The 18,133-nt window shown below is 39.6% G+C and carries 17 protein-coding genes, 3 tRNA genes and 1 riboswitch; of the genes, 10 read left to right on the forward strand and 10 right to left on the reverse strand.

The features are described from left to right. Positions 1 to 12 precede the first annotated feature (12 nt). The 3 genes from leuB to ND855_RS04905 are packed head-to-tail and all read right to left on the reverse strand — an operon-like array spanning position 13 to position 4,057. Complete coding sequence (leuB, locus tag ND855_RS04895; RefSeq protein WP_265357428.1) at positions 13 to 1,092, reverse strand: 3-isopropylmalate dehydrogenase; 1,080 nt, start codon at positions 1,090 to 1,092, stop codon at positions 13 to 15. Next, entirely contained in the window at positions 1,089 to 2,306 is a 1,218-nt protein-coding gene (locus ND855_RS04900) for an aspartate aminotransferase family protein (RefSeq protein ID WP_265357429.1), read from the reverse strand. Before ND855_RS04900 ends, leuB begins: the two co-directional genes overlap by 4 nt. Next, positions 2,303 to 4,057 (reverse strand): phospho-sugar mutase, encoded by a 1,755-nt coding sequence (locus tag ND855_RS04905; protein ID WP_265357430.1) that lies wholly within the window; start codon positions 4,055 to 4,057, stop codon positions 2,303 to 2,305. The genes ND855_RS04900 and ND855_RS04905 overlap by 4 nt, the downstream gene beginning before the upstream one ends. Positions 4,058 to 4,103: 46 nt before the next feature. Between ND855_RS04905 and ND855_RS04910 the strand changes: the two genes are divergently transcribed. Both ND855_RS04910 and ND855_RS04915 read left to right on the forward strand, forming a co-directional pair. Continuing rightward, complete coding sequence (locus ND855_RS04910) at positions 4,104 to 5,192, forward strand: pyridoxal phosphate-dependent aminotransferase (RefSeq protein WP_265357431.1); 1,089 nt, start codon at positions 4,104 to 4,106, stop codon at positions 5,190 to 5,192. Continuing rightward, entirely contained in the window at positions 5,174 to 5,932 is a 759-nt protein-coding gene (locus tag ND855_RS04915) for a ribonuclease H-like domain-containing protein (RefSeq protein WP_265357432.1), read from the forward strand. Before ND855_RS04910 ends, ND855_RS04915 begins: the two co-directional genes overlap by 19 nt. On the opposite strand, the gene ND855_RS04920 is transcribed toward ND855_RS04915, so the two are convergent. The 4 genes from ND855_RS04920 to hemW form a co-directional block, all read right to left on the reverse strand. Then, positions 5,929 to 6,360 carry a CBS domain-containing protein gene (locus ND855_RS04920; RefSeq protein ID WP_265357433.1) on the reverse strand — a complete coding sequence of 144 codons (432 nt, stop codon included), beginning with the start codon at positions 6,358 to 6,360 and terminating at the stop codon, positions 5,929 to 5,931. The two genes, ND855_RS04915 and ND855_RS04920, sit on opposite strands and share 4 nt — an antisense overlap. A gap of 75 nt (positions 6,361 to 6,435) precedes the next feature. Continuing rightward, positions 6,436 to 6,508: transfer RNA gene (locus ND855_RS04925), tRNA-Ala, on the reverse strand. Between the two features lie 11 nt (positions 6,509 to 6,519). Further along, positions 6,520 to 6,593 (reverse strand) — tRNA-Ile (locus tag ND855_RS04930). Positions 6,594 to 6,672: 79 nt separating this feature from the next. Then, positions 6,673 to 7,845: a radical SAM family heme chaperone HemW gene (gene hemW, locus ND855_RS04935; protein WP_265357434.1), complete on the reverse strand. Its 1,173-nt coding sequence runs from the start codon at positions 7,843 to 7,845 to the stop codon at positions 6,673 to 6,675. Here hemW and ND855_RS04940 point away from each other — a divergent pair. From ND855_RS04940 to ND855_RS04960, 5 genes are all read left to right on the forward strand, one after another. Beyond that, a complete protein-coding gene (locus ND855_RS04940) occupies positions 7,813 to 8,331 on the forward strand; it encodes a hypothetical protein (protein ID WP_265357435.1) in 519 nt (172 codons plus the stop codon). The two genes, hemW and ND855_RS04940, sit on opposite strands and share 33 nt — an antisense overlap. A gap of 61 nt (positions 8,332 to 8,392) precedes the next feature. After that, positions 8,393 to 8,466, forward strand: a tRNA-Ile gene (locus tag ND855_RS04945). Between the two features lie 26 nt (positions 8,467 to 8,492). Continuing rightward, positions 8,493 to 9,068: a bifunctional nuclease domain-containing protein gene (locus ND855_RS04950; protein ID WP_265357436.1), complete on the forward strand. Its 576-nt coding sequence runs from the start codon at positions 8,493 to 8,495 to the stop codon at positions 9,066 to 9,068. Between the two features lie 189 nt (positions 9,069 to 9,257). Continuing rightward, positions 9,258 to 9,623, forward strand: coding sequence for a phasin-related domain-containing protein (locus tag ND855_RS04955; protein WP_135638114.1), 366 nt, complete (start codon positions 9,258 to 9,260; stop codon positions 9,621 to 9,623). A gap of 83 nt (positions 9,624 to 9,706) precedes the next feature. After that, a complete protein-coding gene (locus ND855_RS04960) occupies positions 9,707 to 10,987 on the forward strand; it encodes an MFS transporter (RefSeq protein ID WP_265357437.1) in 1,281 nt (426 codons plus the stop codon). Here ND855_RS04960 and ND855_RS04965 read toward each other — a convergent pair. Together ND855_RS04965 and ND855_RS04970 are read right to left on the reverse strand one after the other, a co-directional pair. After that, positions 10,984 to 11,607, reverse strand: a complete 624-nt coding sequence (locus tag ND855_RS04965; protein WP_265357438.1) for a hypothetical protein — start codon at positions 11,605 to 11,607, stop codon at positions 10,984 to 10,986. The genes ND855_RS04960 and ND855_RS04965 overlap by 4 nt on opposite strands. 121 nt (positions 11,608 to 11,728) lie before the next feature. Continuing rightward, entirely contained in the window at positions 11,729 to 12,886 is a 1,158-nt protein-coding gene (locus ND855_RS04970) for an Lsa36 family surface (lipo)protein (protein WP_265357439.1), read from the reverse strand. 109 nt (positions 12,887 to 12,995) lie between these two features. Here ND855_RS04970 and ND855_RS04975 point away from each other — a divergent pair, with 109 nt between their 5' ends. The 3 genes from ND855_RS04975 to thiC all read left to right on the forward strand — a co-directional run bounded on the left by ND855_RS04975 (position 12,996) and on the right by thiC (position 16,879). Beyond that, positions 12,996 to 13,367, forward strand: coding sequence for a PilZ domain-containing protein (locus ND855_RS04975; protein ID WP_265357440.1), 372 nt, complete (start codon positions 12,996 to 12,998; stop codon positions 13,365 to 13,367). Between the two features lie 202 nt (positions 13,368 to 13,569). Then, positions 13,570 to 15,099 carry a hypothetical protein gene (locus ND855_RS04980; protein WP_265357441.1) on the forward strand — a complete coding sequence of 510 codons (1,530 nt, stop codon included), beginning with the start codon at positions 13,570 to 13,572 and terminating at the stop codon, positions 15,097 to 15,099. A gap of 51 nt (positions 15,100 to 15,150) precedes the next feature. Next, positions 15,151 to 15,263, forward strand: a riboswitch (TPP riboswitch). Between the two features lie 107 nt (positions 15,264 to 15,370). Beyond that, entirely contained in the window at positions 15,371 to 16,879 is a 1,509-nt protein-coding gene (gene thiC / locus ND855_RS04985; protein ID WP_265357442.1) for a phosphomethylpyrimidine synthase ThiC, read from the forward strand. Positions 16,880 to 16,988: 109 nt separating this feature from the next. Here thiC and ND855_RS04990 read toward each other — a convergent pair whose 3' ends face one another. Further along, on the reverse strand, positions 16,989 to 18,119 hold the full coding sequence (locus ND855_RS04990; RefSeq protein WP_265356266.1) for an acyl-CoA dehydrogenase family protein: 1,131 nt from the start codon (positions 18,117 to 18,119) through the stop codon (positions 16,989 to 16,991). Between the last annotated feature and the right edge of the window lie 14 nt (positions 18,120 to 18,133).

An 18,133-nucleotide genomic window follows, 5' to 3' on the forward strand; every position in this document is an offset into this window, starting at 1 on the left:
GTTCTACGTACCTTATCCAAGTGCCTTTTCGATTTCAACACCAATTTCTTTCGTTCCAAGGACTGTTGTTCCTTCCTCGGCGATGTCTCGGGTGCGGAGCCCTTTTTTGAGAACTGTGCGGATGGCATTTTCGATGGCCACTGCCTCTTTTTCCATGGAGAAAGAATATCGTAACATCAGAGCCCCTGAAAGAATTTGAGCAATCGGATTAGCGATTCCTTTCCCTGCGATATCAGGTGCAGACCCACCAGATGGTTCATAGAGTCCAAACCCAGATTCGGATAAGGAAGCAGAAGGTAACATACCAATTGAACCTGTGATGATAGAGGCTTCGTCAGAAAGGATATCTCCAAACATATTCTCACATAACATTACATCAAATTGTTTTGGTTTTACGATGAGCTGCATAGCTGCGTTGTCCACATAGAGGTGTTCCAAAATACAATCAGAGTATTCTTTTTTATGAAGTTCGACTACAACTTCTCTCCACAATACGGAAGTGGTGAGAACGTTTGCTTTATCAATGCTTGTTACTTTTTTATTTCGTTTTTTAGCTGCTTCGAATGCGGTGCGAGCAATACGTTCAATTTCCCTTCTGGAATACCGCATGGTATCATAAGCAAATTCTTCAGCACCACTTCCTTCTCGGCCTTTTGGTTTTCCAAAATAGATTCCAGAAGTTAACTCGCGTAAGATGAGTATGTCGAGACCATCACCGATGATGTCTCCTCGGATGGGACTTGCTTTTTTTAGCTCTGGGTATATGATCGCAGGTCGAAGGTTGGCGAACAAATCAAAATGTTTGCGAAGGGGAAGTAGGGCACCTCGTTCTGGTTGTCTGTCTGGAGGAAGGCCTTCCCATTTTGGTCCACCTACTGATCCAAAAAAGATAGCACTGGATGATTCACAAAGTTTTAAAGTTTCTTCCGGTAGTGGAAATCCAGTGGCATCAATCGCTGCCCCACCAACTAATGCGTGTTCAAAGCTAAATTCACTTGCTTTGTTTCCCAATGCTTTCCCTACGACTTGTAGGGCCACTTCCATAACTTCTGGGCCGATTCCATCACCGGCAAGTACTGCTACTTTTTTCATTTCATTTCCTTTAAAACTGATTCTAAAATATCCAACCCTTCTGTCGCTTTTTCGATGCTTAAGATGAGCGGAGGGATAATACGAATGACTTTTCCTGCAGTGCTATTAACCACTAGACCACGTTTTAAACATTCTTCCACAACGGGTCTTGATTCTGTAAAGAGTTCTACACCGATATGGAGTCCACGACCACGGACTTCTTTGATTTTACCCGTAGATTCCATCATTTGTTTTAAACGAAGGAACATTTGTTCCGAAATCGTTGTGACATGATCGAGCAAATTACGTGATAGGATGATCTTAAATGTTTCATAGGCAGCAACACATGCTAGGTGGTTTCCACCGAAAGTAGACCCGTGCATCCCTTTTTCCAAAACAGATTCATATTCTTTCGATACAACGAGTGCACCCATCGGAAATCCTGATCCGAGAGCTTTTGCGAGAGTAAAGGCATCTGGATACATTCCGTAATGTTCAAAACAAAACATCTTTCCTGTTCGACCCATGCCTGTTTGGATTTCATCAAACACAAGAAGAGAATTGGTTTCTTCTGTTAGTTTACGTGCCAGGTTTACAAACGACTGGGAAAGTGGGATCACACCACCTTCACCGATGATGAGTTCCATGATGATCCCAGCGACGGATCCCCCGTATTGTTCAAAAGCTTGGATGAGAGAATCTTCGTTATTGGCTTCCACAAAATGAATGTCAGCTGCGAGTTCTCCAAAACCATTTCGAACCGATTCATTTCCCGTCATGGACATAGCAGACAAAGTTCTTCCATGAAAACTAGATTGTAGGGCTAAAATGACTGGTTTGTCTATGTTTTGGTTTACCCCATTGCGACGCATGAGTTTGAAAGCAGCTTCGTTTGCCTCAGTTCCTGAATTGCATAAAAACACTTTTCCAGGGATACTATTTTCAATGATAACTTCCGCAAGTTTTGCCTGTTCTTCTGAATAATACAAGTTAGAAGAATGGAAAATTTTATCCATTTGGTTTCGGATGGCTTCAATAAGATCTGCTTCTCCATGACCTAAATTGGATACAGCAATTCCAGCTAAAAAGTCGATATAACCTTTGTTATCTTGGTCAAAGAGCATTTCTCCAACACCATATTGAAAGGCAACTGGGTATCTGTTGTAGGTATTGAGAAGGTATTTATCAGAAAGTGTTTTGATACTTTCAAATTTGGTTTTGGTTTCGGAACTCATAATAGGCCTGCTAGTTTTAAAAATTCGGTTTCAGCGAGGGAAATTTCAGATCCAAGTGATTCCCATAGGGATGGGATCTCGGAAGTTTTTTTCGGTTTTTTCTGGGAAGCAAAAGAAGAATATACTTTTACCTTTGGTTCTGTTCCCGAAGGACGGATGGTAAGTTTTGCATTTCCTTCCAGTTCTACTTGGATCACATTCGATTTTGGCATCCCTTTGAATACAGAGGATTTACTTTTGCCGGAAGCAGTTTGTGTTTCATAGTCTAAGACACCCACAACCTTTCTTCCCCCAATCATTTTTCCAATGAGGTTTTCTTTTCGTAAGGCCTCAATGGATTCTTTGATTTTGGTTTGTCCAGAACTCCCTTCCAAGGTAAGTGAATACAAACTTTCGCGGTAAAGTCCATACTTCAAATAAATTTCTGTCAGGTAACTGAGTAGGTCTCCTTTTTCTGCAAGGATTTCTACAAAAAGAAGTGCACTCGAAAGGGAGTCTTTGTCGCGAACAAATGGTACGGGAAGGTATCCATAAGATTCTTCTCCACCAAATAGAAACAAATTGTTTTTCTTTGTTTCAATTTGTTTCATTTCTTCTGCGATGTATTTGAATCCAGTGAGGACATTTTTGATTTTGATTCCATTTTTTTTGGCAATGGCTTCTTGTAAGTCAGTTGTGACGATGGTTTTCACTAAGTGGTATACTTTGCCCTTTGCTTTTTTTTGTTCACAAAGGTAGGCTGCCATAATTGATCCGATTTGGTTTCCATTCAGATATTCATATTCCCCATCGGACTTTCGAACACCCACTCCCAATCTGTCAGCGTCTGGGTCTGTAGCAATGAACACTTCCGCTTTTTTCTTTTTGGCGTGAAACTCACATAAGGCGAGAGCTTCCTTTTCTTCCGGGTTTGGGTATTTGACAGTTGGAAACTCACCATCTGGTTTTTTTTGTTCCGGTACTAAAAATACAGATTTGTATCCGAAATAGGATAACATCTCTTTCATGTACTCTCCACCAGTCCCGTGTAACGGAGAGTATACGATTTTAAAATTGTTGCGAGTTTTTGGTTTAGCTTTGGATTGGATTTTTGCGTTTTTTAAATCCTTTAGGTAACTTTTAAAACAATCAGTTCCTACAGACTTCACATATTTTTTATAAACTTTGTCTGTTTTGGAAAGCATAGGGATGGATGACCAATCTTCAATCTCACCGATTCGTTTGATGATGAGGGCATCGTCTGGTGGGACAAGTTGACCTCCATCGGAAAGATAGGCTTTGAATCCATTGTATTCTGGTGGGTTATGAGAAGCAGTGATGACAATCCCACCACTTGCTTTGTAATAACGAATGGCATAAGACAATAGTGGGGTAGGTGTTACTTTCGGAAATAAATGAACGGTAACTCCAAGGGTAGCACCAATGCCTGCTGAAAGTTCCGCGAATTCTTTTGATAACCTTCTGGAATCATACGCGATGACAATTGATGGTTTTTCTTTTGTGTCTCGTAAGTAACTAAGAAAACCAAGAGCAGCACGACCCACTGTATAGAGGTTCATTTTGCCAATTCCATTTCCGATTTTCCCTCGGATCCCTCCCGTACCAAAACTGAGCGGGTGTGCATATGAATCGACGAGTTCCGAGGTGATTCCTTTTTGCCAATCTTCGTATGCCTTTTTGGCTTCGGATTGGATTTCTGTAGAAAAAGGTGATTTCGTCCAAGATAGGATATTGTCTTCTGGTTTCAACATAGCTTACATACTAATCTTTTGAAGCTAAGTTGTCTGGAAATCAATTTTGGAACCAAGAGAATTTTTCATAGAAGATAGACTGGAACGATTCCGTCTGACCGCATTTTGTAATTTAGGGGAAAGTGGTCTATCCCACTATACGATGGAGGAAATGCTTTCCTTGGCGGGACTTAGTTGGAAAGATCTTTCCCAAATTCCGATGTATGATGCACCAAACCAAGGCTCATACGAACTCCGTGAGGCAATCGCGAATTTGTATCCAGGTGTTTCACCAGAAGAGGTGCTTGTGACAACGGGAACTGGTGAGGCTTTGTACATTGCGTTCCAACTCTTGGTGAAACCAGGTGACTCGCTTGCACTGGTTTGGCCTGCTTTCCAAGCCTTGTATGAAATCCCAAAAATGCTAGGTGCTAAAATCCTCCCAATTCCTTATACGAACGCATTTTCCTCTTCTGCATGGGAGGGCATGGAAGCCGATCTCTATTTGATCAACCACCCTCACAATCCTTCCGGTAGGACGTTTGACACAAGTGAGTGGGACTCACTCCTTACTATCTTACAAAGAAAAAAGAAAACCGTATTATTCGACGAACACTACCGATTTTTACCCAAAGGTGGGGGAATGGGGAAAACAGGTGTGGATCCCAAACAGAGTTTTTATGGTACTGGTTCCTTTACAAAATGTTTTGGTGTAACAGGGCTTAGGGTAGGATGGCTCATCGCAGACAAAGACTTTATCAAACGCGCAAGGTCGTTTAAGGATTATCTCACACACACAGTAAACCCGATTTCCGAACGAATTGCTTTAGGACTTCTAAAGGAAAAAGAAACATTCCTCCCAAGGATTCAATCACGTGTAAAAAATAATATAAGCCATTTTACATCTGTTTGGTGGGACTTGCCGAAGGTGGAATCCTTTTCCCCACCAGAAGGTGGTCTTGTCGGGTGGTTACAAATCCAAAATGGCATCAGATCTGAGGACTATGCAGACAAACTGTTTGATCGCACAGGTGTATTTGTTTTACCTGGATCCAATTTTGAAATGGAAGGTTTCCTTCGGATTGGATTTGGTGCTAAGGAAGATGTGTTTTTAGAAGGACTGAAACGGTGGAAATCATGTACGGATCTCATTTAAGACAAAGCCTCCAACTGTTTCCAGGCATTGGAGAAAAAAAAGAAAAACAATTGTTTGGTGTTGGTGTGTATGATTGGCCTTCTCTTATCCAATTCCAAAAAACAACAAACGATCCACTTTTACCCTCAGTTTCCATTTTAGAAGAACGTTTAGAACAATTGGAAATGGAATTTCAAGAAGCTAATTTTACATTTTTTACTAATGAACTTCCAAGCCTTGAGTATTGGAGGTTATGGCAAAACTTTCCGGAACGATTTTGTTTTTTAGACATTGAGACCACGGGGATATCGGAATCTTCTGTGACAACAGTTGTGAGTTTGTTTCAAAACGAAACCATTCGCACCTTTGAACGAGGAAAAGACTTAGAGTTTTTATTTGATTCTATTTTTCCTGAAGACATCATCGTTACTTATAATGGCAGGCGATTTGATATTCCCTTTTTAGAAAGAGAATTCCACTTCCGTGTGAAAAATCCACAACTAGATCTGATGAACCTCTTACATTCCATTGGGATCAAAGGAGGATTAAAAAAATCAGAAATCCAATTAGGCCTTGTGCGACCCGAAGCCATCGCCGGGATGGATGGAAGGGAAGCACCTCTCCTTTGGTATTCCTACCAACAAACAAACAACAAAGAAGCTCTTGAAAAATTAATCGCGTATAACAGAGAAGATACGAAAAATCTTAAAATTGTGTTAGAGAAAACAATTGATTTGTTAACGGAGAACCGACTGTTTTAATGTGGGCCATACATATACTCTCTGAGGATATGCATCTCGGCTTGTGTTTTATTCAGTTTGGTTTTGACCGCATCTCCAATGGAAATGAGTCCTATAATTTTGTCCCCGTCAAGTACAGGCATATGGCGGAAACGTTTTGTGATCATATTATTTAAAATATCATCCACATCTTCGTCTGGACCAGCAACCGTGAGTTGAGTGGTCATCACATCTTTTAATTTGATTTTATCTAAATTGGCATGGTCTTTCGCAACCACACGCATTAGGTCTCTCTCAGTAAAGATACCAACAAGTTTTCCTTGGAAGGTCACAATGAGTGATCCCACTTTGGCACCCACCATCATCTGAGTGGCTTCCAATACATTTCTATCTTCTTCGATGGAAAGAACGGAGGAGGCTTTGTCTTTGAGGATTTCTTTTACGGACATGACACACTTGGTGTACCGGAATCAGGGGAGATAGCAAGAAATTTTTAAAAGAGAAGGGAAGAGAAAACGGGTTTTTGGAGCGTATCGGGATCGAACCGATGACCTTCTGAATGCAAATCAGATGCTCTCCCAGCTGAGCTAACGCCCCGTTTCTTTTCTTGGGCCTGACAAGACTTGAACTTGTGACCCCTCGCTTATCAAGCGAGTGCTCTAACCAACTGAGCTACAGGCCCGGGATACGAACAGTATTTTTCGAGAGGGGTCTATGGGCAATCTTTTTTTAGGATTATTTTGCAAACCCAAAGAGAATTTTCATTCGGCAATTTCTATGATTAAATCATCTAACAAAAGTAATGCTTCCTTTTTCCATTGGAAAACTCCACTTGCGATGGAACAGAGCCCTTGTTTTTCCCATTTATGAATGGTTTGGATGTATTTGGTTTGTGTGGGAACATCTAAATAGGTATGAATAAACTCTAAATATTGAAAGGGCGAAAACAACCGAAAAAGGGTAAGTGCAAGTTCTGTGTTGGGAGTTGCCACTTCGTATTGATTTTTTGGCGGTTTTTTTTGGTAGGACATCGCATTTCTTGGATTCCCATACCGAGAACCTTCGATGAAACCATGGGCACCAGGTCCAATGCCAAGATAGGGTTCATAGGTCCAATACTTAAGGTTGTGTTTGGATTCAAAACCTGGTTTGGCATAATTGGAAACTTCATACCATTGGTATCCATTTTTTCCCATTAACTCGGGTAAGGTGAGTAAAATTTCCGATTGGATGCTTTCTTCGGGTTCTGTTTTTTTCTGATCCTTTACATCTCGTGAATACTGAGTCCCTTTTTCCAAAGTGAGCGAATACAAACTCAAATGGGGTAAACCCGCCTCTAAAAAATATGTTAAGTCGGAAAAAAAATCAGACTCTTGTAAACCTGGAATTCCATACATCAAATCAATTCCCACACGTTTGATGGGGGAATTTGTTAATGTACTACGAAGAGAGTCGTATTTTTCTTTGTCGTAATGCCTTCCTAAAAATTCCAAACCAATTGGATTCCGTGTTTGGACACCCACATTCATGCGGTTGATCCCAATCCTTGCATACTCGTCGAGTAAGTTTGGACTTAGGTCTTCTGGGTTTACTTCGATCGAAATTTCAGTTTCTTGGGCAAACTCAAATTCGGATCGAAGGAAGTGGAGGAAGTTTTCCCAAAGTTTTGTTGTGGCCTTCGATGGAGTCCCACCTCCGAAAAAAACAGTATCAATCGTTTTGTTTTTTAGGTTTGGAAAATGGGAAATTCGTTCTAAAACTTCTTTTTGATAAGAAGAAAAGAGCGTTGATTCGTCGTTAGCTGGTCCTTTGCCAATTCCTTCTGAATAAAAATCACAATAATCACATTTTTTGAAACAATAAGGGAAATGTACATAGATCCCTAAAACGGAATTTCTGACTTGCCAGATGGTTTCATTTGTTGTTTGTTTCATGTGATGAAAGGTATTTCGATTCCTTTATTTTTTGTATTGGCCTTATCTAATACGATTCTTTCCCAGACTCTTGTGGAACCAAACCAAAACTTTTTATGGGAATCGTTTTCATTTCAATTTCCAGAACCTGTTGTTGTCAAAATCGAGTCCACGAGCCAAAAAAAACTCACAGTGTATCCTGCCAAACGAGATGGATTTTTTATGGTCGTCAGGATTTTACCTTGGAGTGAACCCATTACGGACAAAAACCTTTGGGTTGGGTCCGTTTTTCATCAACCCATAGAGCCAAAACAATATGAGAGAGTCATCCTTGGCAAAACTTTCCAAGTGTATGAAGCAGGCCAAGTTCGAAACCAAAATGCATTACGTAACCAAGTTTGGGTGCGAATGGATGCGAAACCCTATCTTTGGATTTGGATCCAATGGAAATCCGATCGTAAGGACCTCACCGATTTTTTTGAATCCAACCGCTTTCTTTCGCTTTAATGACCAGTCACTTGTTTTGTGCTTGTCTCTCCTTATTTCCTCGAAAGATTGGAAGTCAGTGGGGCCTATAGCTCAGTTGGTTAGAGCAGCAGACTCATAATCTGCGGGTCGAAGGTTCGAGCCCTTCTGGGCCCACAAAACAGGAAAGGGAACGATATTGTATGGAGTTTTATGAAGTAAAAATTTCTGATATCAGCCTGACCAATGTTGGTTTTGCCGTTTTCCTACGCCCGAAGGATTCGGAAGACAAACGTGTGGTTCCGATTTTCATCGGACCTCTCGAAACCCATTCTATCACCACAGTCATTGATGGCACAAAACCGCCACGACCTATGACACATGATTTGATGTTGTATATGTTAACATCTCTTGGTGCCACTGTTCAGAGAATCACAATCGAAGAGATTGTTGACAGTACGTTTTATGCAAAAATCCAACTGCGCCGAGATGAAGAAATCATCACTTTGGATGCAAGGCCTTCTGACTCAATTGCCCTTGCCTTACGTGCCAATGCACCGATCTTTATCGCAAAATCTGTGTTAGATGAAACTGGCATCATCATGAAAGAAGATGAAATCCAAGGGGAAAACATTTCATCTGAGAAAAAAATCCAGGCCCTACCCAAATCGAACCTGCAGATTTTAGAAGAGACTTTGGAAAATGCTCTGAAAACTGAAGATTATGAAACTGCGGCCAAAATCCGCGACCAAATCAAAAAGCTCATTGAAAACAGTTGATTCGAATTAACTGAATCAAACTGGGCATCAACTGAATCATTAATCGGACCAAAAACCAAGTCAATGTCCAATTTTGACTATGTCTCATAGAAATCGGAAGAGTTGGAATTTTTTTATTGTAATCCCTGTTTTTCCTTCGTAGACTTGGAATCCAAAATCTAGGGTGTATCCCTTCGATAGGAATGTTGTATGGAAAAATTGGTTATGGATGTCGTAAACGCTGGAATCGCATTGTTTCGTTCTGGTGAAGAAAAATTAAAAACTGCAGTTGTGGATTTAGAGAAAGTCTATAATGAGTTAAAATCAAAAGGGGAACTTGATAAATCAGCGGAAACTCAAAAAATCCGTGACCTATTAAGCAAAACCATTGCTGATGCTCAAGGTGCACTTGGAAAAACTAACGCAAGTTATGATGAAATTGTAGCTAAATTACAAACAAACTACCAATCAATTTACCAACAAATTGACACTGCAATTCCTCCTCAAGTGAAAGAGAAATTGAAACAAACGTTAGATGAACTAAAGGTTCTCATCGACAAAGCAAAATCAAAATAATTGTTTCAAGAAATTGATGAAAATCACCAAAAGCCACAGAGTTTTCTGTGGCTTTTTTTATTTGTTCTCAGAGAGTAGCCCTGATGAGTCAGTCTCCTAAAAAAATACAATTCATTTTGTTTTTAATTGTTTTTACCGATATGATGGGGTTTTCCCTTTTGTTTCCTCTGTTCCCAAAGACCTTAGAGTTTTTTCTATCGAAGGGAGATGATGTATTCTTTCGAACATTTTATTCATTCGCAAATTTTTTATCATTTGGTGGTGAAACCAAATACACCTTTGTTCTGTTTGGTGGAATTTTAGGAAGTATTTATAGTTTTTTACAATTTATGGCAGCACCTGTTTGGGGTAGGTTGTCAGACCATTCCGGAAGGCGTACTATATTACTTTTCACAACGTTTGGAAATACAATTGGGTATGTGTTATGGTTGTTTTCTTCCCAGTTTTGGATGTTTGTTGTGAGCCGAGTCATTACAGGGATGATGGGAGGAAATTTATCTGTCGCATCAGCTGCAATGGCTGACCAAACGGACGAAAAATCGAGAGCTGCAGGAATGGGTTTTTTAGGAGCAGGGATCGGACTTGGTTTTGTGATGGGTCCACTTCTTGGTGGTATTAGTTCCCAATGGACGTTTTTAGATTCGATGTATGAGGAAGGGACGTTTGTGATTTTCCCTGCTTCTGCATTTTTTTCCATTTTAGTTTCGCTTGTTTCGATGGTGCTCGTGTATTTGTTTTTGCCTGCTTCCAAACCAGAAAAGGTTCAAGAAAAAGAAATCCATCCATTTTTATCCTTAAAAAAAATCGAATCTAGGAATTTGGTTCGGATTTCCTTACTCAACCTTTTATTTGTGTTAAGTTTTTCAGGTTTTGAATTTGTTGTGAATTTTTTTCTTTCCGATACATTTCAGTTTTCCCCCAAACAAATCGGATTTACGTTTTTATACATTGGAATCATCATCATACTTGTGCAAGGTGGTGTCGTGAGACGTTTGTCTGGTAAAATTTCAGAAAAGAAAATCTCACTATATGGTGGTGTTTTAGTGGTATTGGGAATGGCACTCTTAGTACTTTTTGGATCTGAATTTGTGGGGTTATTCGTCTCCCTTTTCTTTTTAGCATTTGGAAGTGCCCTAGTGAACCCAGGGCTTTCTTCGTTTGCTTCGTTAGAAAGTGGAAAAGGAGATCTCGGAAGGTCTCTTGGGCTCTTTAGGAGTTTTGGATCCCTAGGAAGAGCTGTTTCTCCCATTGTATTCTCTCTGTTATACTTTCAGAAAGGACCTAGTTTTGCTTTTTTTGTTTCCTTACTTCTCCTCTGCGGATTTACAATTTTACTCGGGAAACAAAAAGAACGAACTACTTAAAGAAAAGATTCTAATTTTGCCCGTAACATGGGAAACATAAGTTTCTCATCTAACTTCTCTCCTGTGAGAGAAGTGCGGAGTAAAAAACTATCTCGGATTTTTCCATCAAAACTATTCGCTGTAAAACTAATGATATCAATTCCCAAATGATACAATGCTTCTGTGATTTGGAATAAAATCCCAGGAGTGTCTTTCATTCGTAAATCCATGACTGTAAAATCAGAAGAAATAGGATTGTAGAGTTTGAGTGATGCTTCTGAGTCTCCAATTTTGCGTACAAGGATTTCTTCTTTTGCATTTTCGCGCAGGTACATCGCTACCGATTTCCCTTCATAAAAAAGAGCATATAAATCAGAACGAATTTGGGAGAGAAGGCTTTCTGTCATCTCAGCACCATCCCAACTGCGGATCACAAACAAGTCTTGCACATGCCCATCACTTGCTGTCTCCGCTACGGCTTCCAAAATATCCCAACGGTGGTTGAAGAGAACCGAAGTCACTCGGTATAAGATCCCCAAATCATCTTGGGAAAGGGAGATTTTGAGGAGAGTTGTGTCCTTTCTTGGTACACAGGATATATGGAGGATCGGTTTTTTGATTTCTTGTATGACAGGTGCCATAACACTCTCCTAAAACTTTTGCATTTTGCTTAGAACTTAAACAATCCGTGTCAGGAAATGCCTGCACTGGTTCTAAAACGGAATCAATCAGTAAGATGCAAAAAGAATGCCAAAGAGTCTCTTAGAAGGTAAATTTTGCCCCTACCATAACAGATTGGACATTTTGTGCGACGACAGCTTCGACAGTGAGTTTGGTGATGAGTGCATTGATTTCCACACCTGCAATGAGAAAGTTAGTGGTGTTAGGTGTTTGTGCCTTTCCGCTGATATTCATGGTGAGTGTTCCTGTCTTCGTTTGGCCAAGTGCAGAGGTAGGGATAAGAGCTGCAATCTCTGGAGACAAGGATGCTGAAATTGCATTGGAATCAAGAGCAAGGACAAGAGGTCCTGAACGTGACAAGTTTAGAGTGGAACTTCCAAAATTCATAGAAGTTCCCCCTCCTGCAAATAGAGTAAAAAAGTAAAACAAACGAAATCCTGTACGGATATCTATGGGTACACTTGTGACTGTACTCGAATAATTGAAGGTAGTGGAACCTCCCCAAGTACCAACAGCGGGACCTAACGTCAGTGATTGTGTTTTGTTGTCGTTATAAGTGACATCAATGACTTGCCTTTGGTAATGTAATCCAAGTCCCATGGAGATTCCAGAAAACTCAAAGAGTCCAATTCCGTCAGAATAGTTTTCAATTAAATGGTAACGAAGGGTAAATCCACCGGAAGTGATGTCTCCCCCTAAATCTACATTTTTGTTTTGTGCTTCGATAGCTTTTTGTACATCACCTTGGGCAAAGTTAAATTTAAAACCATGTAAATACAAATTAAATCGATGTAAAAAGGTTTTGAGTTCTGGTTCTGTATCAGAAGGTCCACCACCCATCAGCCATCCTAAGTTGACCGCAACAACAAAGTTAGGTGCAAGTGATGCACCCACATTTGGTAATTTTTGAAAACTTAAGTTTTGGTACGCTACGTTGATGTCTTCTTTTTGTTGGCCCGCGAGGGATACACCAAGTCCTACTTGGAATCTGTTCACAAGCCCAGGTCCCATCATGGAAGAATTGATGTTAGAGACAACCGCTGCTTCCGACATCGTTGCTAGAACTTTGTCTGTGTACTGTAATTTTAGGGCTTGGTCTAAATTGTTGATTTGGGATTGGATGGAGGCTGGTAAAATCGTACAGGCATCCCCAGAACAGGTAACACCTGCGTCCATTCGGTTAGGGGAAAACAAGGTTGTTCCCAGAATTAGAAGGATTGTGAGTGTACGATTTCTCATGAGGGTCCTATTTTACCATATATCGGAGTTCGGTCTACGTTTTCTTAACAAGTGGGAAGCAGAGAATTTCCGAGTTTACAAGGAGGAAAAACCGTGCCAAATTTCACATATGGCTCCTATCCAAGAAAAACGGAAATATGTCCGCGTAAAACCCCTAGAAAACGAACCCGTTGAGATCCATTTGATGGGAACGGCGTTATTAGATGTTTTACATGCAAGTGACATTAGTATGGGTGGGGTGGGAATTGTGGCCCCTAACCATTTTGATGAATGGGATATGAATGAAACAGTGGAAATCCTTGTCGCACTTCCTGGAGATTTGGCAGATTTTTTGGCAAAGGGTGTGATCAAACAAATTGGCAAAAAATCTAAAGAATCAGGAGTTTACGGTGTCCAATTTACTGCCATGGGACCAAAAGGCAAACAAGACCTTCAAGTGTACATCAACCGGATGGTTAGGCAAAATCGTGTTTTGAATTGAGCATAAAAAAAACAACGTTCGGATAAGACAAATTCATACCCTCGAATGATTTCCCACATATTTAGATCTTTGGTTTGTAGCATTCGAAAATTCGTTTTTACTTATATTCTAAAATTCCAATTGTAATTTAGAATAATTCTATATAAATTGAATCCATCTTTAAGATAATAAGCTTGTTCCATTCAAGTTTGTAGGTGGATTTATGACGTTATTCCGGCTTTCGGGAGTTTCTCGCTTAGACCAACTGAAAATATACACACCCATTTTTTTAGATCGTTTGTTTGACTCCCATAAACGTGAACTGATGTTAACTGACCAGGCGGCAAAGGTATTGTCTACCTTACGTAAGTTATGTGTTCCAGATCTCAATCAGAGTTATTTTGCTTTCCAACTCAATTCCGATACCATTAAAGAAAATGAACTGAAGGTATATGGGAAAGGTATGGTCTCACTCATTCAAAATCTTTTGGATAACGATTTGGCTATGCCTATTTTTTATTTCGTTCGTAAAGAGGAAGAACCTTCAGCAAATGAAATTCCTTCTTTTTCAAACTTATTCGAACCACTCCAAGTAGAACTTGCAGTTGTTTCTTATTCGGGTGATAGGATTGAAGAAAAGTATGCTTTTGCTTATAACGCGATTGCAGCCCGATCTTTTGTGAACATACAGAATTTTTTAGTTGATAATTGTAAAAAGGAAACAAGTGACTTCCACCAAATTCCAGTAGAAAATTTAAATTCTCCTCCCATATCCATTATTAAAACAATGTTAAGCGAATTCGAGACACCATTTTCCACCAAGGATGTGTTTGTTGATGAATTGGTAAACTATTTAGAAGGTGGATTTGCCAATTCCGAAATTTACTTTTTTTTACCAACTCTTGGTTGGATTTATTATGATACAACTGAAGCTATAGAAAAAGAATTAGAATACTCTTCTTTTTTTGAAGAAAAAATCATTCCTAAGCTCATTGAATTGAAGCCGGATTTAAAGAATGGTTTCTTAGAAATGAAAGAAAAGGTAGTGGGAACAAAATTTGATGAATTAAGAAACAAATCCTACCTCCCTCAAATTGAATATCTAGAAACCATCCAATCTACTTTGTCTCATGAAATGTTTCCTATACTAGAATATGTGAAAATTTACCAGATTGTATCGACAAAAGCAGAAAAAATTTCTGAAGAAAAAGCAATCAAGGAAGCCAAACAACATTTTGAAATTTTATATACCATGTTAAAAATGGGAGATAATTTTATCAGTCGGTTCCTTCTCATTGATCAAAGTATGTATACGGGGAATGACCGAGTGATCTCCGAATTACAAAATGCAGATGATGTAATGTTTTGTGAATATTATTATAACTCTACTTTTTTTTGGGTATTTTTATCAAAAGATATCAGCTCAGCAAATATGGTGATGGAAAAAATTATCGAACACCATTATGAAGGAGATCATACATTATTTATATTCGAAACATTACTTGAAAAATACCCAATTGTTAAAAAAAGTTTCTTAACAAACCAAAGATTTAAAAATCTTTACAGAGATGCAAAAAACCTTGTGTACTGGAAACAAATGTCATTTGTCTATCGATTGTTTCGGTTTTTTGTTGGGGAAGAATTCCCCAAGGAATGGGAAAAAAACATTCTGTCCAAAGTGAAATACAACCAAATGAAAGCGAAGTATTTACCAAGAAAAAATAAAACAAAAGGGAATGTTGCGAAACCGTAAAGAACAATTGAATATTTTGTTGTCAAAAAATTTGAATCCTATAGGATAAGAGATAACCGTTAGGGGTGCCTAAGGTTTTTGGTTTACCAAAAATTCGGCTGAGAAATACCCTTTTTGAACCTGATCTTGGTAATGCTTGCGAAGGGAAACGGAACGTAATTTTGCAAGAGCCAAATTCGTTTGGTGATTGGTCCAGCATCAATTAACAAAAGTTACACACCTTTTCTTCTTCAAAAAACCAAACATCAGAGATTCCGGCCAAGGAAGTCTCATGAATCCAAACCAAATCGAAGAAATCAAAGTCCCTGAAACAACCATTCCTTTATCGAATGGAACCGAATACAAAGGTTACCGCACAGAAGGTATGTTTTGTATTCATGAAGAAACATACGATTATAAACAAGGTATCCCCAAATTACGCAAATCTTGGATCAGTTCTCGTGAATCTAGGGGAGATCAAAATTTTTCCCAACTCTATTATGCAAAACGAGATATCATCACAGAAGAGATGTTATACGTGGCGAAACGTGAAGGAATGTCGCCAGAATTTGTGATGAATGAAGTAAAAATTGGTAGAGCTATTATTCCATCAAACAAACGCCATTTAGAGCTCGAACCCATGATCATCGGGAAAAAGTTTTTAGTGAAAATTAATGCTAATATAGGAAATTCTGCGATTCTTTCTTCGATTGAAGATGAAGTGGAAAAACTCCGTTGGGCTTTACATTGGGGAGCTGATACTGTGATGGATTTGTCTACAGGCAAAAACATTCATGAAACTAGAGAATGGATCATTCGCAATTCTCCTGTTCCCATTGGAACCGTACCTTTGTACCAAACCTTAGAGAAGGTAAAAGGAAAAGTAGAAGATTTAAACATCAATGTATTTTTAGAAACACTGGAAGAACAAGCAGAACAAGGTGTTGATTATTTTACCATTCACGCTGGGGTGTTGCGCGATTACGTCAAACTGACTGAAAAACGTATCACAGGAATTGTATCCAGAGGTGGTTCCATCTTAGCGAAGTGGTGTAACCACCATAAGAAGGAAAACTTTCTGTATGAACATTTTGATGCCATTTCCAAAGTGATGCAGAAATACGGAGTTTCTTATTCGTTAGGTGATGGTTTGCGTCCAGGATGTATCAATGATGCAAACGATGCAGCCCAATTTGCGGAATTAAAAACCTTAGGAGAACTGACAAAAAGAGCTTGGGCAGATGACATCCAAGTGATGGTGGAAGGACCAGGCCATGTTCCTATGCACCTCATCCAGGAAAACGTCCGGTTACAGGAAGAGATTTGTATGGAAGCACCATTTTATACGCTGGGACCACTCGTGACTGACATTGCTCCTGGATATGACCATATCACTTCTGCCATCGGTGCGGCGATGATTGCTTGGTATGGAACAGCTATGCTTTGTTATGTGACTCCAAAAGAACATTTGGGTCTACCGAATAAACAAGATGTAAAAGATGGGGTAATTGCTTATAAAATTGCTGCCCATGCCGCAGATCTTGCCAAAGGCCACCCTGGTGCTAAAGAAAGGGATGATTTACTTAGCAAGGCTCGTTTTGAATTTCGTTGGGAAGACCAGTTTGCCCTTTCTCTTGATCCAGAACTTGCTAGGTCGTATCATGATGAATCCTTACCACAAGATGGAATGAAAAAAGCTCATTTCTGTTCGATGTGTGGACCTCATTTTTGTTCGATGCGACTCACATCCGATTTAAGGAAAGATTCGGTGGGAGTAGGTGCGGAAGAATTGAAAGATTAATTTGTAGAGATTGTCTGTTTTACAAAACAAAAAAACCCGGTCATTTGACCGGGTTCTCTAAAAGACATTCGCTTGGTTTCAGTTTGAAACTGATAAATCTTTGTTGGAACTAAAGACCTAAACTTCTACCAATGATTTCTTTCATAATTTCAGTGGTTCCTGCATAAATGGTTTGGATCCTTGCATCTAGGTAAGCTCTTGCAATTGGATACTCCATCATATAACCATATCCTCCAAAGAATTGTAAACATTCATCGGTATGGCGTTTTTGCATTTCTGTTGCATACCATTTGCACATAGAAGCTTCAGCAGTAGTGTTTTCACCTTTCATGTGTTCCATGACCACTTTGTCACAGAATACTTGTGCCATTTCTAACTCAGTTGCCATTTCTGCCATTTTGAATTTTGTGTTTTGGAAAGACCCAATCTTTTGACCGAATGCTTTTCTTTCTTTGATGTATTGCAGAGTGATGGTTTGCACAAGTCTTGTTGCTTCCACTGCTGCAACTGCAAGAACTAAACGTTCTTGTGCAAGTTTTTGCATGAGGTAACGAAACCCTTGTCCTTGTTTGCCGATGAGGTTTGTTTTAGGAACAATCACATCATTAAAATACAATTCAGAAGTATCTTGGGCTTTGAGTCCGATCTTGTCTAAATTACGACCGCGTTCAAAACCTTTCATTCCTTCTTCAATCATAACAAGGGAAATGGTTCCGTTATCATGTTTCACAGCAGTGATGATGAGGTCTGCTAATTGACCGTTCGAGATGAAGGTTTTTTGTCCATTAACAACAAAGTGATCACCCTTATCGACTGCACTCGTACGAAGGGATTTTAAATCAGATCCTGCACCAGGTTCCGTCATCGCAACTGCAAGGATGGATTCTCCTGAAGCACATTTTGGCAACCAACGTTTCTTTTGTTCGTCACTTGCATAGGTCGAAATGTACGGAGCGATCACGTCATTGTGCAAAGAGATAAAAAATCCACTGTTTCCAACACGAGAAGATTCTTCGATGATGATGATGTTGTACAGAAAGTCAGCTCCAGAGCCACCGTATTCTGTAGGTACATCGGGGCAGAGAAGTCCGTTTTCACCGGCCTTTCTCCATACTTCTTTGGGTACGATATGGTTTTTTTCCCATGTTTCGTGGTGAGGTTTTACTTCTGTTTCAAAAAATTTCCGAGCCATCTCGCGGAATTGGTGGTGTTCTTCAGTAAAGGGGAGGATACGCTCCATAAAATTTGTGACTC

This window comes from Leptospira paudalimensis (assembly GCF_026151345.1).
Taxonomy (GTDB): domain Bacteria; phylum Spirochaetota; class Leptospiria; order Leptospirales; family Leptospiraceae; genus Leptospira_A; species Leptospira_A paudalimensis.

What these genes read in the sequence shown, in the direction of transcription:
- ND855_RS04955 (WP_135638114.1), top strand. Translation starts at nt 9,258, where the DNA reads ATGGAAAAATTGGTTATGGATGTCGTAAACGCTGGAATCGCATTGTTT.
- leuB (WP_265357428.1), bottom strand. Translation starts at nt 1,092, where the DNA reads ATGAAAAAAGTAGCAGTACTTGCCGGTGATGGAATCGGCCCAGAAGTT.
- hemW (WP_265357434.1), bottom strand. Translation starts at nt 7,845, where the DNA reads ATGAAACAAACAACAAATGAAACCATCTGGCAAGTCAGAAATTCCGTT.
- ND855_RS04915 (WP_265357432.1), top strand. Translation starts at nt 5,174, where the DNA reads ATGTACGGATCTCATTTAAGACAAAGCCTCCAACTGTTTCCAGGCATT.
- ND855_RS04950 (WP_265357436.1), top strand. Translation starts at nt 8,493, where the DNA reads ATGGAGTTTTATGAAGTAAAAATTTCTGATATCAGCCTGACCAATGTT.
- ND855_RS04905 (WP_265357430.1), bottom strand. Translation starts at nt 4,057, where the DNA reads ATGTTGAAACCAGAAGACAATATCCTATCTTGGACGAAATCACCTTTT.
- ND855_RS04965 (WP_265357438.1), bottom strand. Translation starts at nt 11,607, where the DNA reads ATGGCACCTGTCATACAAGAAATCAAAAAACCGATCCTCCATATATCC.
- ND855_RS04975 (WP_265357440.1), top strand. Translation starts at nt 12,996, where the DNA reads ATGGCTCCTATCCAAGAAAAACGGAAATATGTCCGCGTAAAACCCCTA.
- ND855_RS04980 (WP_265357441.1), top strand. Translation starts at nt 13,570, where the DNA reads ATGACGTTATTCCGGCTTTCGGGAGTTTCTCGCTTAGACCAACTGAAA.
- ND855_RS04970 (WP_265357439.1), bottom strand. Translation starts at nt 12,886, where the DNA reads ATGAGAAATCGTACACTCACAATCCTTCTAATTCTGGGAACAACCTTG.
- ND855_RS04960 (WP_265357437.1), top strand. Translation starts at nt 9,707, where the DNA reads ATGAGTCAGTCTCCTAAAAAAATACAATTCATTTTGTTTTTAATTGTT.
- thiC (WP_265357442.1), top strand. Translation starts at nt 15,371, where the DNA reads ATGAATCCAAACCAAATCGAAGAAATCAAAGTCCCTGAAACAACCATT.
- ND855_RS04920 (WP_265357433.1), bottom strand. Translation starts at nt 6,360, where the DNA reads ATGTCCGTAAAAGAAATCCTCAAAGACAAAGCCTCCTCCGTTCTTTCC.
- ND855_RS04900 (WP_265357429.1), bottom strand. Translation starts at nt 2,306, where the DNA reads ATGAGTTCCGAAACCAAAACCAAATTTGAAAGTATCAAAACACTTTCT.
- ND855_RS04990 (WP_265356266.1), bottom strand. Translation starts at nt 18,119, where the DNA reads ATGGAGCGTATCCTCCCCTTTACTGAAGAACACCACCAATTCCGCGAG.